The 15,951-nt window shown below is 63.8% G+C and carries 17 protein-coding genes; all 17 read right to left on the bottom strand.

All coding sequences use genetic code 11. From position 1 onward, the window contains the following. Nucleotide 1 precedes the first annotated feature (1 nt). From nuoN to JJB99_RS18145, 17 genes are read right to left on the bottom strand one after another with little or no spacing between them, the layout of a single operon-like run. Nucleotides 2-1,438, bottom strand: coding sequence for an NADH-quinone oxidoreductase subunit NuoN (gene nuoN, locus JJB99_RS18225; RefSeq protein ID WP_200493732.1), 1,437 nt, complete (start codon nt 1,436-1,438; stop codon nt 2-4). A 22-nt stretch (nt 1,439-1,460) separates the two neighbouring features. Continuing rightward, nucleotides 1,461-2,969 carry an NADH-quinone oxidoreductase subunit M gene (locus JJB99_RS18220; protein ID WP_200493731.1) on the bottom strand — a complete coding sequence of 503 codons (1,509 nt, stop codon included), beginning with the start codon at nt 2,967-2,969 and terminating at the stop codon, nt 1,461-1,463. Next, nucleotides 2,970-5,081, bottom strand: a complete 2,112-nt coding sequence (gene nuoL, locus JJB99_RS18215; RefSeq protein ID WP_200493730.1) for an NADH-quinone oxidoreductase subunit L — start codon at nt 5,079-5,081, stop codon at nt 2,970-2,972. It abuts the gene before it with no gap. An 8-nt stretch (nt 5,082-5,089) separates the two neighbouring features. Further along, nucleotides 5,090-5,398 (bottom strand): NADH-quinone oxidoreductase subunit NuoK, encoded by a 309-nt coding sequence (nuoK, locus tag JJB99_RS18210; RefSeq protein ID WP_008547737.1) that lies wholly within the window; start codon nt 5,396-5,398, stop codon nt 5,090-5,092. Beyond that, nucleotides 5,395-6,033, bottom strand: coding sequence for an NADH-quinone oxidoreductase subunit J (locus tag JJB99_RS18205; protein ID WP_200493729.1), 639 nt, complete (start codon nt 6,031-6,033; stop codon nt 5,395-5,397). The genes nuoK and JJB99_RS18205 overlap by 4 nt, the downstream gene beginning before the upstream one ends. A gap of 9 nt (nt 6,034-6,042) precedes the next feature. Then, nucleotides 6,043-6,531: an NADH-quinone oxidoreductase subunit NuoI gene (nuoI, locus tag JJB99_RS18200; protein ID WP_200500210.1), complete on the bottom strand. Its 489-nt coding sequence runs from the start codon at nt 6,529-6,531 to the stop codon at nt 6,043-6,045. Nucleotides 6,532-6,545: 14 nt separating this feature from the next. Then, nucleotides 6,546-7,613, bottom strand: a complete 1,068-nt coding sequence (gene nuoH / locus JJB99_RS18195; RefSeq protein ID WP_200493728.1) for an NADH-quinone oxidoreductase subunit NuoH — start codon at nt 7,611-7,613, stop codon at nt 6,546-6,548. A 5-nt stretch (nt 7,614-7,618) separates the two neighbouring features. Continuing rightward, complete coding sequence (gene nuoG / locus JJB99_RS18190) at nt 7,619-9,694, bottom strand: NADH-quinone oxidoreductase subunit NuoG (protein WP_200499997.1); 2,076 nt, start codon at nt 9,692-9,694, stop codon at nt 7,619-7,621. 13 nt (nt 9,695-9,707) lie between these two features. Further along, entirely contained in the window at nt 9,708-9,917 is a 210-nt protein-coding gene (locus JJB99_RS18185) for a hypothetical protein (protein ID WP_200499996.1), read from the bottom strand. Between the two features lie 4 nt (nt 9,918-9,921). Continuing rightward, nucleotides 9,922-11,247 carry an NADH-quinone oxidoreductase subunit NuoF gene (gene nuoF / locus JJB99_RS18180; protein ID WP_200499995.1) on the bottom strand — a complete coding sequence of 442 codons (1,326 nt, stop codon included), beginning with the start codon at nt 11,245-11,247 and terminating at the stop codon, nt 9,922-9,924. 15 nt (nt 11,248-11,262) lie between these two features. Then, complete coding sequence (locus JJB99_RS18175) at nt 11,263-11,469, bottom strand: hypothetical protein (RefSeq protein ID WP_200499994.1); 207 nt, start codon at nt 11,467-11,469, stop codon at nt 11,263-11,265. Continuing rightward, the gene (nuoE, locus tag JJB99_RS18170; protein WP_200499993.1) at nt 11,469-12,080 is read right to left on the bottom strand and encodes an NADH-quinone oxidoreductase subunit NuoE; all 612 of its coding nucleotides are present in this window, start codon (nt 12,078-12,080) and stop codon (nt 11,469-11,471) included. Before nuoE ends, JJB99_RS18175 begins: the two co-directional genes overlap by 1 nt. 12 nt (nt 12,081-12,092) lie before the next feature. Then, on the bottom strand, nt 12,093-13,070 hold the full coding sequence (locus JJB99_RS18165; protein ID WP_200499992.1) for an FkbM family methyltransferase: 978 nt from the start codon (nt 13,068-13,070) through the stop codon (nt 12,093-12,095). Further along, nucleotides 13,070-14,266, bottom strand: coding sequence for an NADH-quinone oxidoreductase subunit D (locus JJB99_RS18160; protein WP_200499991.1), 1,197 nt, complete (start codon nt 14,264-14,266; stop codon nt 13,070-13,072). Before JJB99_RS18160 ends, JJB99_RS18165 begins: the two co-directional genes overlap by 1 nt. Before the next feature lie 2 nt (nt 14,267-14,268). Then, nucleotides 14,269-14,880, bottom strand: coding sequence for an NADH-quinone oxidoreductase subunit C (locus tag JJB99_RS18155; protein WP_200499990.1), 612 nt, complete (start codon nt 14,878-14,880; stop codon nt 14,269-14,271). 11 nt (nt 14,881-14,891) lie between these two features. Beyond that, nucleotides 14,892-15,479 (bottom strand): NuoB/complex I 20 kDa subunit family protein, encoded by a 588-nt coding sequence (locus JJB99_RS18150; RefSeq protein ID WP_200499989.1) that lies wholly within the window; start codon nt 15,477-15,479, stop codon nt 14,892-14,894. Then, complete coding sequence (locus tag JJB99_RS18145) at nt 15,470-15,835, bottom strand: NADH-quinone oxidoreductase subunit A (RefSeq protein WP_008136158.1); 366 nt, start codon at nt 15,833-15,835, stop codon at nt 15,470-15,472. The genes JJB99_RS18150 and JJB99_RS18145 overlap by 10 nt, the downstream gene beginning before the upstream one ends. Nucleotides 15,836-15,951: the final 116 nt, after the last annotated feature.

Raw genomic sequence — 15,951 nt, 5'->3', positions numbered from 1 at the left:
CCTAAAACAGCGACTTGGCCGCGGCGGAGGCGACGCTCACCACGGGGCCCGCGAACAGTGCGAACAGCAGGTTGAACAGGCCCGTCACCGCCAGCACCGTCCGCACCTCGATCCTGACCGGATCGACCTGCCCGGCCGGCTCATCGAAATACATCGTCTTGACGATGGAGAGATAGTAGTAGGCGCCGACGACGCTGGTCAGCACGCCGATGACGGCGAGCGTGAACAGATTGGCCTTGATGGCGGCAACGAAGACGTACCACTTGCCGAAGAAGCCGGCGAGCGGCGGCACGCCCGCCAGCGAGAACAGCAGCATCGCGAACAGGAAGGCGAGCATCGGATTGGTCCGCGACAGGCCTGCGAAATCGCTGATCTGCTCCACCGCCTGGCCGTTGCGCTTCATGGCGAGGATGATCGAGAACGAGCCGAGCGTCATCGCGACATAGATCACGATGTACATCAAGACGCCCTGCGCGCCCTCCAGCGTGCCGGAGGCAAGGCCGACCAGCGCAAAGCCCATATGGCCGATCGAGGAATAGGCCATCAGGCGCTTGATGTTGCTCTGGCCGATCGCGGCGAAGGAGCCGAGCGCCATCGAGGCGATCGCGACGAACACCAGGATCTGCTGCCATTGCGAGACGATGCCGGGGAATGCGGTCAGCGTGACGCGGGTGAAGACGGCGAGCGCGGCAACCTTCGGCGCCGAGGCGAAGAAGGCGGTGACCGGCGTCGGCGCGCCTTCGTAGACATCCGGCGTCCACATGTGGAACGGCACGGCCGAGACCTTGAAACAGAGGCCGGCGAGCAGGAAGACCAGGCCGAAGACGAGGCCGACATTCGAAACCGTCGCGGCGGCGGCGATGCCGCTGAAGCTGACCGTGCCGGTGAAGCCATAGATCAGCGAGGCGCCGTACAGCAGCATGCCCGAGGACAGCGCGCCGAGCACGAAGTACTTGAGGCCGGCCTCCGTCGACTTGGCGTTGTCACGGTTCGAGGCCGCCACGACATAGAGCGCGAGCGACATCAGCTCGAGGCCGAGATAGAGCGAGATCAGGTCGCCGGCCGAGATCAGCACCATCATGCCGAGCGTCGAGAGCAGCACCAGAATGGCGTATTCGAAGATGCGGCGCGACGGATCGGACAGGAACTCCGCCGACAGGATCAGCGTCGCGGCCGAGCCGATCAGCGCCATGATCTTCATGAAGCGGGCGAAGTCATCGAGGATGAAACTGCCGCCGAAGGTCACCTGCTTGCCGGCAGGCTGCGCGTAGACGAGCACACCGACCACGACCAGAAGCACCACCGCCAGCGAAGTGACCGCGCGGGTCATCCCCTGCCCGCGATAGGCGCCCAGCATCAGAAGCGCCATCGCGCCGACCGCGAGCACGATCTCGGGCAGCACCGGCGCCAGTTGATAACCTGCAGTCTCAAAGCTCATGGCGATATCCTGACCTGCCCGATCAATGGAGCAGTGCGGCGGCCTTCACGGCCGTCACAGCGGTGTTGTAGTTGTTGACGAGTTGCTGGACCGAAGCGGCCGACATGTCGAGCACCGGCTTCGGATAGACGCCGAACAGGATCGTCAGCGCGATCATCGGGAACAGCGTCACGCATTCGCGCAAGGTCAGGTCCTTCATGCTCATCAGCGACGGCTTGACCAGCGCGCCGAACACGACCTTGCGGTAGAGCCACAGCGCGTAAGCGGCCGACAGGATGACGCCAAGGGTCGCGAAGAACGCCGTCGGGATCGAGACCTTGAAGGTGCCGAGCAGCGTCATGAACTCGCCGACGAAGCCGCTCGTGCCGGGCAGACCGACATTGGCCATGGTGAAGACCATGAAGGTCATCGCATAGAGCGGCATCCGGTTGACGAGGCCGCCATAGGCCGCGATCTCGCGGGTGTGCATGCGGTCGTAGACGATGCCGACGCAGAGGAACAGCGCGCCGGAGACGATGCCGTGCGAGATCATCTGGAACACGCCGCCGGCGACGCCCTGCATGGTGCCGGCGAAAATGCCCATGGTGACGAAGCCCATATGCGCGACCGAGGAGTACGCGATCAGCTTCTTCATGTCCTCCTGCATCAGGGCCACCAGCGAGGTGTAGATGATGGCGATAGCCGAGAGCGTGAAGATCAGCGGCGCGAAGTCGTGCGAGGCCAGCGGGAACATCGGCAGCGAGAAGCGCAGGAAGCCATAGCCGCCCATCTTCAACAGGATCGCGGCGAGGACGACCGAACCCGCGGTCGGCGCCTCGACGTGGGCATCCGGCAACCAGGTGTGCACCGGCCACATCGGCATCTTCACCGCGAAGGAGGCGAAGAAGGCGAGCCAGGCCCAGGTCTGCAAGCTGCGCGGCACGGCGGTGTGCATCAGGGTCGGGATATCGGTGGTGCCGCCGTTCCAGTACAGCGCCATGATGGCGAGCAGCATCAGGACCGAGCCGAGGAAAGTGTAGAGGAAGAACTTGAATGAGGCGTAGACCCGGCGCGGGCCGCCCCAGATGCCGATGATCAGGAACATCGGGATCAGGCCACCCTCGAAGAACAGGTAGAACAGCACGAGATCGAGCGCCGAGAAGGTGCCGATCATCAGCGTTTCCAGGATCAGGAACGCCATCATGTATTCGCGCACCCGGCTCGTGATCGCCTTCCAGCTCGCGATGATGCAGAACGGCATCACGGCGGTGGTCAGGATCAGCAGCGGCAGCGAGATGCCGTCAACGCCCATATGGTAGGTGATGCCGGTGGCGAGCCAGCTCGACTTCTCGACGAACTGGAAGTCGGCACTCGTGGGATCGAAGCGCATCACCAGGATCACCGACACCGCGAAGGTGATCAGCGTGGTCCACAGCGCGATCCAGCGCGCATTGCGCCTCGCCGCCTCGTCGTCGCCGCGGCTGAGATACACGATCAGCGCGCCGACCAGCGGCAGGAAGGTCGTGACCGAAAGAATGGGCCAGGTTGTCATTTACTGGCCTCCAAAGCCGAACATGAACCAGGTGATCAGGCCGGCGGCGCCGATCAGCATGGCGAACGCATAGTGATAGAGATAGCCGGTCTGGATCTTCACGACATTGCGGGTGACGTCCAGCACGCGGGCGGAGACGCCATCGGGACCGAGGCCGTCGATGACGAAGCCGTCGCCCTTCTTCCAGAGCTGGTAGCCGATCCACTTCGCCGGTCGAACGAAGATGAGGTCGTAGAGCTCGTCGAAGTACCATTTGTTGAGCAGGAACTGGTACAGCATCGGCTGCTCTTTCGCGAGCTCGACCGGCAAATACGGCCGGCGGATGTAGAACAGGTAGGAGACGAGGAAGCCCAGCACCATCATCACCGTCGGCAGGAAGGCGATGGTTTCGGGGATGTGGTGCATCTCCTCGATGATGTGCGGGTTCATCTTCACGGACTCGCGGAAAAACTCCTCGACGCCATGGCCGGCGAACAGCTCCTTGAACGGCAGGCCCGCGACGAACGAGCCGACCGCGAGCACGCCGATCGGGATCAGGATCCAGAGCGGCGCCTCATGCGCGGCCTCGTAATGGTGCTCATCATGCGGCTCGCCGTGGAAGGTCTTGAAGATCAGGCGCCAGGAGTAGAACGAGGTCAGGCCGGCGGCGACGACCGTCATCAGGAAGCCGTACATCGCGAACGGATTGTGCGAGGCATAGGCGGACTCGATGATCGCGTCCTTGGAGAAGTAGCCGGCGGTGAGCGGGAAGCCGGTCAGCGCCAGCGTGCCGACCACCATCACCGCATAGGTGTAGGGGATCTTGCGCCAGAGGCCGCCCATGTTGCGGATGTCCTGCTCGTGATGCATCGCATAGATCACCGAGCCGGAGCCTAAGAACAGCAGCGCCTTGAAGAAGGCGTGCGTGAACAGGTGGAACATGCCGACGGAATAAGCCCCTGCTCCCATCGCCACGAACATGTAGCCGAGCTGCGAGCAGGTCGAGTAGGCGACGATGCGCTTGATGTCGTTCTGGACGAGGCCGATGGTCGCGGCGAAGAACGCCGTGGTGGCGCCGAAGAACATCACGACGGCCTGCGCGGTCGGGGCCAGCTCGAATAGCGGCGACAGGCGCGCCACCATGAATACGCCGGCGGTGACCATGGTCGCGGCGTGGATCAGCGCCGACACCGGGGTCGGACCTTCCATTGCGTCCGGCAACCAGGTGTGCAGCAGGAACTGCGCCGACTTGCCCATCGCGCCCATGAACAAGAGGAGGCAGGTCAGGGTCAGCGCGTCGGCGTGCCAGCCGAGGAAGTCGATGGTCTTGCCGGTAAGGCCGGGCGCGGCATGGAAGATGGTCTCGAAATCGGTCGAGCCGACCAGCGCGAAAATCGCGAAGATGCCGAGCGCGAAACCGAAGTCGCCGACGCGGTTGACCACGAAGGCCTTGATGGCGGCGGCGTTCGCCGACGGCTTCTGGTACCAGAAGCCGATCAGCAGATAGCTGGCGAGACCCACGCCTTCCCAGCCGAAGAACAGCTGCACGAGATTATCCGCCGTCACCAGCATCAACATGGCGAAGGTGAACAGCGAGAGATAGCCGAAGAAGCGCGGCCGGTTCGGGTCCTGATCCATATAGCCGATGGAATAGAGGTGCACGAGCGAGGACACGGTCGTCACCACCACCAGCATCACGGCGGTGAGGGTGTCGACCCGCAGCGTCCACCAGACCTGGAGGTCGCCGGAGAAGATCCAGGGCAGCAGCTGATACCGGGCGTCGTGGTCCATGAAGCCGACATCGACCAGCGTCATCCAGGACAGCGCGGCCGAGACGAACAGCAGTGCGGTCGTGATCAGCTCGGCGCCGCGCGAGCCCGCCGCCGGCGGCTCGACAGGACCATGGTCGTCATGGCCATCGCCCGGCTCGTGATGGGTCTCGTGGATGGCGGAGGCATCCTCGTTGATCGTATCGGATGCATGGGCGTGCGCGCCAAGTCCGTGATCATGTCCGTGGTCGCCGTGATGCTCGACCTCGTCGCCCGAGGGGTTGCGGCCATGCGCGCCGACGAGCGAGATCAGGCCGGCCAGAATGGCGCCCAGCAGCGGCAGGAAAACGATTGCCTGAACCATTTGAGCGCTCAGCCCTTCATCAGATTGACGTCCTCAACCGCGATCGAGCCGCGGTTGCGGAAATAGACCACCAGGATGGCGAGACCGATCGCGGCTTCCGCCGCAGCCACGGTCAAGACCAGCAGCGCGAAGACCTGGCCGACGATGTCGCCGAGGAAGGTCGAGAACGCGACGAGGTTGATGTTGACCGAGAGCAGGATCAGCTCGATCGACATCAGGATGACGATGATGTTCTTGCGGTTCAGGAAGATGCCGAGGATGCCGAGCGTGAACAGGATCGCGCCGACCGCCAGATAATGTCCGAGCCCGATCGTCATTTCACCCACTCCGCAGCATCGGCATCCGAGAGCCCCTGCCCCGACGCCACCTTGCGCATCGCCATCGCCATCTCGGGCGTGCGTGCGTTCTGAACGTTGATGTCCTGCCGCTTGACGTTCGCCTTGTGACGCAACGTCAGCACGATGGCGCCGATCATGGCGACCAGAAGCACCATGCCGGAGAGCTGGAAGTAGTGGATGTACTTCGTATAGAGCACGAGCCCGAGCGCCTCGGTGTTGGAGACGTTGGCCGGGATCGCCGCCGTGATGTTCTTGCTCACGGACGGGTTGATGACCCAGGCGCCGACGGTCAGCAGCAGCTCGAACAGGAAGATGCCGCCGATCACGACACCGACCGGCAGGTACTGGATGAAGCCTTCGCGCAGCTCGAGGAAGTCGACGTCGAGCATCATGATCACGAACAGGAACAGCACCGCGACGGCGCCGACATAGACCACGATCAGGATCATCGCGAGGAATTCGGCGCCCATCAGCACGAACAGGCCGGAGGCGTTGACGAAGGCCAGGATCAGGTACAGCACGGAGTGCACGGGATTGCGCGAGACAATCACCATCACCGCCGAGGCGACGCAGACGCCGGCGAAGAGATAGAAGAACAGCGCGGGAAGGATCATGCTCTCATCTCACCGGTACGGCGCGTCGAGCTCGATCGCTTTTGCGATCTCGCGTTCCCAGCGGTCGCCGTTGGCGAGCAGCTTGGCCTTGTCATAGAGCAGTTCCTCGCGGGTCTCGGTCGAGAATTCGAAGTTCGGACCTTCGACGATGGCATCGACCGGACAGGCCTCCTGGCAGAGGCCACAATAGATGCACTTCACCATGTCGATGTCGTAGCGCACGGTGCGGCGGGTGCCGTCGTTGCGGCGGGGGCCGGCCTCGATGGTGATGGCCTGCGCCGGGCAGATCGCTTCGCACAGCTTGCAGGCGATGCAGCGCTCTTCGCCGTTCGGATAGCGGCGCAGCGCGTGCTCGCCGCGAAAACGCGGCGAGATCGGGTTCTTCTCGAAGGGATAGTTGATGGTCGGCTTCGGCTGGAAGAAATAACGCATGGCGAGGAAGAACGCCGAGACGAATTCCGACAGCAGAAGCGAGCGTGCAGTGGCGTTGATGTTGATACCCATGACGGCCCTCACTTCGGCGCGATGCCGGCGAAATGCAGCACGCCGGCCACCACGACCACCATCACGAGCGAGATCGGCAGGAACACCTTCCAGCCGAGACGCATCAGTTGATCGTAGCGGTAGCGCGGCACGATCGCCTTCGCCATCGCGAACAGGAAGAACATGAAGAAGACTTTGAGCGAGAACCAGATGATCCCCGGCACCCAGTTGAACGGCGGCAGGTCCACCGGCGGCAGCCAGCCTCCGAGGAACAGGATCGTCGCCAGCGCGCACATCGTGACGATCGCGACATATTCGCCGAGCATGAACAAGAGATACGGCGTCGAGCCGTATTCCACCATGAAGCCGGCGACGAGCTCGGATTCCGCTTCCACGAGATCGAACGGCGGACGGTTGGTTTCCGCCAGCGCCGAGACGTAGAAGACGACGAACATCGGGAACAGCGGCCAGACGTACCAGTTCAGGATGGTGAGTTGCGGCAGCCCGATCAGGCTGGCGAGGCCGCGGGCATGCTGGGCTTCGACCACGGCCGACAGGTTCAGCGTGCCGGCGCAGAGCAGCACGGTGATGATAACGAAGCCGATCGAGACTTCATAGGACACCATCTGCGCCGCCGAGCGCAGCGCAGCCAGGAACGGATATTTCGAGTTCGACGACCAGCCGGCCATGATGATGCCGTAGATCGACAGCGACGAGATCGCGAAGATGAAGAGCACGCCGACATTGATGTCGGAGATCACCCAGCCGAGATTGGTCGGGATCACCGCCCAGGCCGCGAGCGCGAGCACGCAGGAGACCAAGGGAGCGAGGAGAAACACGCCCTTGTTGGCGCCGGCCGGAATGATCGGCTCCTTCAGCACGAACTTGAGCAGGTCCGCGAAGGACTGCAGCAGGCCCCAAGGGCCGACCACGTTCGGGCCGCGGCGAATCTGCACCGCCGCCCAGATCTTGCGGTCGGCGAGCAGGATGTAGGCGATCGCGATCAGCAGGACGACCAGCACCAGCACGCTCTCCGCGACCATGATGATCAGCGGCCAGAGGAAGCCGGTCCAGAATGCGCTTTCGAAGAATTCCATCTAGCTCACTCCGCTGCGGTCAGCATCTGCCCGGAGGCAAGCCGCGAACATTCCGCCATCACGGCGGACGCACGCGCGATCGGGTTGGTCAGGTAGAAGTCCTCGATCGCGGCCTTGAACGGCGCCTTCTCGGGCGTGCCGCCCTTGCCCGCCAGCTTCCTGATCTGGTCGGCGGAGCCGGCCTCGATCTGGTCGAGACGGATCAGATGCGGCACCGCCTTGAAGATCGCCTGGCGCAGCGCCGAGAGCGAGTCATAACCGAGCTTCTTGCCGAGCGCTTCCGACAGCGCCCGGACGATCGCCCAGTCCTCGCGGGCTTCGCCCGGCGGGAACGCGGCACGGCCGGTCATCTGCACGCGGCCTTCGGTGTTGACGTAGATCGCGGACTTCTCGGTGTAGGCGGCCGCCGGCAGGATCACGTCGGCGCGATGCGCGCCGCGGTCGCCATGGGTGCCGATATAGACGACGAAGGTGCCATCCGGCGCCTTGATCTCGTCGGCCCCTAACAGGAACAGCAGGTCGAGCGTGCCGAACGTCGTCATCTGCGCCGCGTTCAGGCCGCCCGCGGTCGCGGTGAAGCCGATATCGAGCGCGCCGACGCGCGAGGCGGTCTCGTGCAGCACGCCAAAACCGTTCCAGCCGTCCTTCACCGCGCCGACATCGAGCGCGAGCTTGGCGGCGCTTGCGAGAATGGCCGCGCCGTCATGGCGCGCGGCGGCGCCCGCGCCGACCAGGATGATCGGGTGCTTGGCGTTCTTCAGCACGTCCATGAAGGAGTGCTTGCCGGCCGCGAGTTCGCTGAGCGTCTCGGTGCCCGCGCCGAGATGGTCGTAGTCGTAGGTCAGGTCGGCCTTGGCGCCGATCACGCCGATTTTGAAGCCGCCGGCGCGCCAGCGCTTGCGGATGCGGGCGTTGAACACGGCCGCCTCTTTCCGCGGATTGGCGCCGATGATGAGCAGCGCGTCGGCCTGCTCGACGCCGGCCAGCGTCGGATTGAAGATGTAGGAACCGCGGCCAAGCGCGGGATCGAAGGCATCGCCGCCCTGCACCGCCAGATTGCTCGAGCCGTACTTCGACAAGAGATCCTTCAGCGCGAACATCTCCTCGACGCCGGCGAGGTCGCCTGCGATCGCGCCGATGCGCTTGCCGTCGGTGCGCGCCGCCTTCGAGGCGATCGCGGCGAAGGCCTCCTGCCAGCTCGCCGCGCGCAGCTTGCCGGCCTCGCGGATATAGGGCCGGTCGAGCCGCTGGGTACGCAGGCCGTCGACGACGTGGCGGGTCTTGTCGGAGATCCACTCCTCGTTCACGGCCTCGTTGATGCGCGGCAGAATGCGCATCACCTCGCGGCCGCGGGTGTCGACGCGGATCGCAGATCCCAGACCGTCCATCACGTCGATCGACTGGGTCTTGCCGAGCTCCCAGGGACGCGCCGCAAAGGCATAAGGCTTCGAGGTCAGCGCGCCGACCGGGCAGATGTCGACGAGATTGCCCTGCAATTCCGACGTCAGCGCGTGCTCGAGATAGGTCGTGATCTCCATGTCCTCGCCGCGCCCGGTCGCGCCCATCTCGGGGGCGCCGGCGACTTCCGCCGAGAAGCGGACGCAGCGCGTGCACTGGATGCAGCGGTTCATCGAGGTCTTGACCAGCGCGCCGAGATATTTGTCCTCGACCGCGCGCTTGTTCTCGGCGAAGCGGCTGGTGTCGACACCATAGCCCATCGCCTGGTCCTGCAGGTCGCACTCGCCGCCCTGGTCGCAGATCGGGCAGTCCAGCGGGTGGTTGATCAGAAGGAATTCCATCACGCCTTCGCGCGCCTTCTTCACCATCGGTGAACGCGTCGAGATCTCCGGCGGCTCGCCCTTGGGACCCGGACGGCAGTCGCGCACGCCCCAGGCGCAGCTTGCGACCGGCTTCGGGCCGCCCTTCACCTCGACGAGGCACATCCGGCAATTGCCGGCGATCGACAGCCGCTCGTGATAGCAGAAGCGCGGAATCTCGGCGCCGGCTGCCTCGCACGCCTGAAGCAGCGTGTACTCGGCGGGGACATCGATCTCTTTGCCGTCGATGATGAGCTTGGTCATTCGTCAGTCTTTCTCAGTGCGGCAGTTCGACGAGATCGAGGCGCCGCTCGATCCGCTCAACGCGGGCTTCGAGACGGTCGAGGCGGCGATCGACACCAGCCAAGCCCTCCTCCACCGCAGTCAAACGAACCTTCACGTCAAGCATTTCATCTACCACGCGATCGAGCTTCTCGTCGAAACGGCGCAGGTATTGAGGCACGATGTTGTCGGGTTCGTTGGCCATCGCCCTACTCCGCCGCGACCATGTTGACGGGATCGCGGACGCCGATATCGTCGACATCGGCCCTATGCGAATACTGGTCGATGCGCGCTTCGATCTCGTGACGGAAATGCGCAATCAGGCCCTGGATCGGCCAAGCGGCAGCGTCCCCGAGCGCGCAGATGGTGTGGCCTTCGACCTGCTTTGTCACCTCCAGCAGCATGTCGATCTCGCGCTTATGCGCGCGGCCCTCGGCCATGCGGGTCAGCACGCGCCACATCCATCCCGTGCCCTCGCGGCACGGTGTGCACTGGCCGCAGCTCTCGTGCTTGTAGAAATAGGAGATGCGGGCAATGGCACGGATCAGATCGGTGGACTTGTCCATCACAATCACGGCCGCGGTGCCGAGACCCGAGCGCAGCTTGCTCAAGCTGTCGAAGTCCATCGGCGTGTCGATGATCTGCTCGGCCGGCACCATGCGCACCGAAGAGCCGCCGGGGATCACGGCCTTGAGGTTGTCCCAGCCGCCGCGGATGCCGCCGCAATGCTTGTCGATCAGCTCACGGAACGGAATGCCCATGGCCTCTTCGACGTTGCAGGGCCGCTCGACATGGCCGGAAATGCAGAACAATTTGGTCCCGACATTGTTGGGACGGCCGATGCCGGCGAACCAGGCGGCGCCGCGGCGCAGGATATCAGGCGCAACCGCGATCGACTCGACATTATTGACGGTGGTCGGGCAGCCGAACAGACCGACATTGGCGGGGAACGGCGGCTTCAACCGCGGCTGGCCCTTCTTGCCCTCGAGGCTTTCGAGCAGCGCGGTCTCCTCGCCGCAGATATAGGCGCCGGCGCCGTGCGCGACATAGATGTCGAACGGCCAGCCGTTGACGTTGTCCTTGCCGACCAGCTTGGCCTCGTAGGCCTGGTCGATCGCGGCCTGGAGGTGCTCGCGCTCGCGGATGAACTCGCCGCGGACATAGATGTAGCAGGCATGCGCGTTCATCGCGCAGCTGGCGATCAGGCAGCCCTCGATCAACAGATGCGGATCGTGCCGCATGATCTCGCGATCCTTGCAGGTGCCGGGCTCCGACTCGTCGGCGTTGACGACGAGATAGCTCGGCCGGCCGTCGGTCGATTCCTTCGGCATGAACGACCATTTCAGGCCGGTCGGGAAGCCGGCGCCGCCGCGGCCGCGCAGACCCGAGGCCTTCATTTCGTTGATGATCCAGTCGCGGCCCTTGTCGATGATGGCCTTGGTGCCATCCCAGGCGCCGCGACGGCGCGCACCCTCGAGCCCCCAATCGTGGAGGCCGTACAGGTTCTTGAAGATGCGATCCTTGTCCTCGAGCATATCAGTGCTTTCCGATCAACGGTTGGCTTGCTTGTAGGCAAGCCCGGCGGCGCAGACGGCGAAGGTCAGCGCCCAGAGCAGGCTGGATTCCAGCGACGCGTTCAGGCCGAAACGCTGAAGCAGGAAAATGAAGCTGGCCGCGACCGCGGCATGCATCGCGATGAAGCCCCATTTCTTCACGGCACCGCTCCCCTGCACTGAAGGCGACGAGAGATCACGCATCAGGTGATCTCCTTCAGCGTGGTCGGCCCGGTGATCGGCGCCGAGAACTGGCGGCCATTCTGCGGACCGGGTTTGGGCGGATTACCCGAAGCGAAGCCGTCGAGCACCTTGCCGAAGCTTTCCTTGGTCAGGTCCTCATAGGTATCCTTGCCGATCAACACCATCGGCGCATTCACGCAGGCGCCCAGGCACTCCACCTCTTCCCAGCTGAAATTGCCATCCTTGGAGAGATGGAAGGGCTCGTGATGGATGCGATGCTCGCAAACGTGGATGAGGTCCTCGGCGCCGCGCAGGCGGCACGGCGTGGTGCCGCAGACCTGGACGTGGGCCTTCTTGCCGACGGGCGCGAGCTGGAACATCGTGTAGAAGGTCGCCACTTCCAGCACGCGGATATAGGGCATGTGGAGCAGGTCGGCGATGACGCGGATCGCGGCTTCCGGCACCCAGCCGTCATGCTGCTCCTGCGCGCGCCACATGATCGCGATCACGGCAGAGGCTTGCCGGCCGGCCGGATATTTCGCGATCTGCTGCTTGGCGAATGCGAGGTTCTCCTCCGTGAACGCAAAGCTCGCGGGCTGGACTTCCTTCGGTGCTAATCGGCGGACGGACATCTCTTCAATCTCTCACTGCATACGGCGCGAAGTCTTGGCATTCAGGTTCCTGGCATTCAGGGCTTCGATCCTGTCCTGCCAGAATGCGCTTGCGGTGCCGAAAACGTTGTAGCCGACATGGGTCGAGACCTTGATGCGGTCGAGGATCGACAGCTCGGTCACGGTTTCCATCCGATTGCTGCGCGGATCGAACACGATCAGCTTCAGCGGGGTCTGTTCGAGGATGTAGCGCGACACGGCATGCGAGCGATCGCTGCCGTGCTCCTCGCACATGATGACGCTGTCGGCCTCGAGCAGCCGGGCGCCGCCCTTGATCGCCTCGATCTCGACGCCCTCGACGTCGAGCTTGACCAGGTACTTGCCGCTCGCCGCCACCTTGCCGTCATCGATCAGATTGTCGAGCGCGATGACCGGCACTTCCTCGCCGCCGTCAGACGGATCGCCAGCGATGCTGAAGGCCTCGTGCTTGGTGCCTGATAGCCGCGCAGTGCCGCGGCTCGCGCCGATGGCGCATTTCATGGTCTCGAAACGGTTGCCGTTGACGCGCGCATTGTTGGCGAGCTTCGGATAGTTCTGCCCCGACGGCTCGATCGCGATCGCCTTGTGGGCGCCGAACGGCTTGCTCGATACCAGCACCGACCAATAGCCGTAATTGGCGCCGCAATCGAGCAGCGTGTAGTCGACGTCGACGGAGTCGGCAAACAGCAGCTCGAGCTCGTCCTCATAATTATACGAGCGGTTGAGCAGCTTGCTCCAATAGCCGTCGCCATAGGGGAATTCGAACACGGCGTCCGGATTGAGCCTGATCGCGATGTTGCGCTCGGGCAGCGTCTTGCGCAGCAGGTTGGCGCAGGCGATGTAGCCCATATGCGAGAAGTGTGACGAGATCTTCGATCCCGTCACGAGCGCCAAGGCAGCCGTCCGCTCCCACAGGTTGGCCCCTTCAAGGGCCCCCGAGGCACGGTCAAACTGGATTGGCGCCTGCGCCATCACCGATCGACCTCTCCGAACACAATGTCGAGCGAGCCGAGGATCGCCGAGACGTCGGCGAGCAGATGGCCGCGGCAGATGTGGTCCATGGCCTGGAGATGCGCAAAGCCCGGCGCGCGGATCTTGCACTTGTAGGGCTTGTTGGTGCCGTCGGAGACGAGATAGACGCCGAACTCGCCCTTGGGCGCTTCGACCGCGGCGTAGATTTCGCCGGCCGGCACGTGGACACCCTCGGTGTAGAGCTTGAAATGGTGGATCAGCGCTTCCATCGAGCGCTTCATCTCGCCGCGGCGCGGCGGTGCGACCTTGTTGTCGGCGACAACGACGGGGCCCTTCCCGTCAGGCGCGTTCAGCTTCTGGATGCACTGCTTCATGATGCGCACGGACTGGCGCATCTCTTCCATGCGGATCAGGTAGCGGTCGTAGCAGTCGCCGTTCTTGCCGATCGGAATGTCGAAATCCATCTCGGCGTAGCACTCATAGGGCTGCGACTTGCGCAGGTCCCAGGCCGCGCCCGAGCCGCGCACCATCACGCCCGAAAAGCCCCATGCCCAGGCTTCGTTCAGCGGCACCACGCCGATGTCGACGTTGCGCTGCTTGAAGATGCGGTTGGCAGTGAGCAGGCGGTCGAGGTCGTCCACGACCGTCAGGAACGGGTCGCACCAGGCCTCGATATCGTCGACCAGCTTCTGCGGCAGATCCTGATGCACGCCGCCGACGCGGAAGTAGGCCGCATGCATGCGGCTGCCCGAGGCGCGCTCGTAGAACACCATCAGCTTCTCGCGCTCTTCGAAGCCCCACAGCGGCGGGGTTAGCGCGCCGACGTCCATCGCCTGCGTGGTGACGTTGAGCAGGTGCGAGAGGATGCGGCCGATCTCGCAATAGAGCACGCGGATCAGCTGGCCGCGCCGCGGCACCTCGATGCCGAGCAGCTTCTCGGCGGCGAGGCAGAACGCATGCTCCTGGTTCATCGGCGCGACGTAGTCGAGGCGGTCGAAATACGGAATCGCCTGGAGATAAGTCTTCTGCTCGATCAGTTTCTCGGTGCCGCGATGAAGCAGGCCGATATGCGGATCGACGCGCTCGACGACTTCGCCGTCGAGCTCCAGCACCAGACGCAACACGCCATGCGCGGCCGGGTGCTGCGGGCCGAAGTTGATGGTGAAGTTACGGAGATTCTGCGGTTGCTCGTTCATGATCAGCTCTTCGGCCCCGCCTTTTCATCCCCCGGCAACGGATAGTCCGCCCCTTCCCACGGCGAGAGGAAATCGAACTTGCGGAATTCCTGGCTGAGCTTGACGGGCTCGTACACCACGCGCTTCTCCTGGTCGTCGTAGCGGACCTCGACGAAACCGGTCAGGGGGAAATCCTTGCGCAGCGGGTGACCTTCGAAACCGTAGTCGGTGAGGATGCGGCGCATGTCGGGATGGCCGACGAAGAACACGCCGTAGAGATCGTAGGCCTCGCGCTCGAACCAGTCGGCGCCGGGGAATTCCTCGATCAGCGACGGCACCTGCGTGGTCTCGTCGGCTTGGGCCTTGAGCCGGATCCGCGCGTTCAGGGTCGGTGACAGGAAGTGATAGATCACGTCGAAGCGCTTCTCGCGCGAGGGATAGTCGACCGCCGTGATATCGGTGATGTTGACAAAGCGGCAGTTCGGATCGTCGCGGAGGTGTCTGACCACCTCGACGATCCTGCTGGCCTCGACATCGACCGTGAGTTGGTTGAAAGCCACTGTGTGACCGGTGGCGGCGCCCGGAAGCGCGCTAACGATCGTTTGCCCAAGGGCGTCGAGCTTGCCGTCATCCATGACGTAAAACCTTAGCGTTCGATGGTGCCGGTGCGCCGGATCTTCTTTTGCAGCAGCAAGATGCCGTAGAGCAGCGCTTCGGCGGTGGGCGGGCAGCCCGGCACGTAGATGTCGATCGGCACGATGCGGTCGCAGCCGCGCACGACCGAATAGGAATAATGATAGTAGCCGCCGCCATTGGCGCAGGAGCCCATCGAGATGACGTAGCGCGGCTCGGGCATCTGGTCGTAGACCTTGCGCAAAGCCGGCGCCATCTTGTTGGTCAGCGTCCCCGCGACGATCATCACGTCGGACTGGCGCGGCGAGGCGCGCGGGGCGAAGCCGAAGCGCTCGACGTCGTAGCGCGGCATCGACACCTGCATCATCTCGACCGCGCAGCAAGCGAGACCGAAGGTCATCCACATCAAGGAGCCGGTGCGCGCCCAGGTGATGAGGTCGTCGGTCGCGGCGACGAAGAAGCCCTTGTCGGACAGCTCGTGATTGACCTCGAGGAAGAACGGATCATTGGCCCCGACCGGCTTGCCGGTCGACGGATCCAGAATGCCCTTGGGAGCCGGCGCGAGAACCGGACCGGCGGACGTTGCAGGGTTCAATCCCATTCGAGTGCCCCTTTCTTCCATTCATAGGCGAACCCGACCGTCAGCACGGCGAGGAACACCACCATGGACCAGAAGCCGGTCGCGCCAAGCTTGCCGAACGCCACCGCCCAGGGAAACAGGAACGCCACCTCGAGATCGAAGATGATGAAGAGGATGGCGACCAGATAGAAGCGGACGTCGAATTTCATGCGAGCGTCGTCGAAGGCGTTGAAACCGCACTCATAGGCCGACAGCTTTTCCGGGTCCGGCTGCTGGAACGCGACGATGAAGGGCGCGATCAGCAGGACGAGGCCAATGAGGCCCGCTACTCCTATAAAGACGACGAGTGGAAGATAGTTCTGTAAGATGCCGCTCATTGACGAGCCCTTTTTCCCGCAGCCTCGGGACAGCCACGGATTCGTCCGATTTGGAATTATTCTGAGCCTTAGCGCAGTGCACCAATGGGCGCAAGACACGCTCGTTTTAGGCCCTT

The organism is Bradyrhizobium diazoefficiens (genome assembly GCF_016616235.1).
GTDB lineage: Bacteria > Pseudomonadota > Alphaproteobacteria > Rhizobiales > Xanthobacteraceae > Bradyrhizobium > Bradyrhizobium diazoefficiens_H.
The sequence above is the reverse complement of the archived record's forward strand: the minus strand, read 5'-3'. Positions and strand labels throughout refer to the sequence as shown.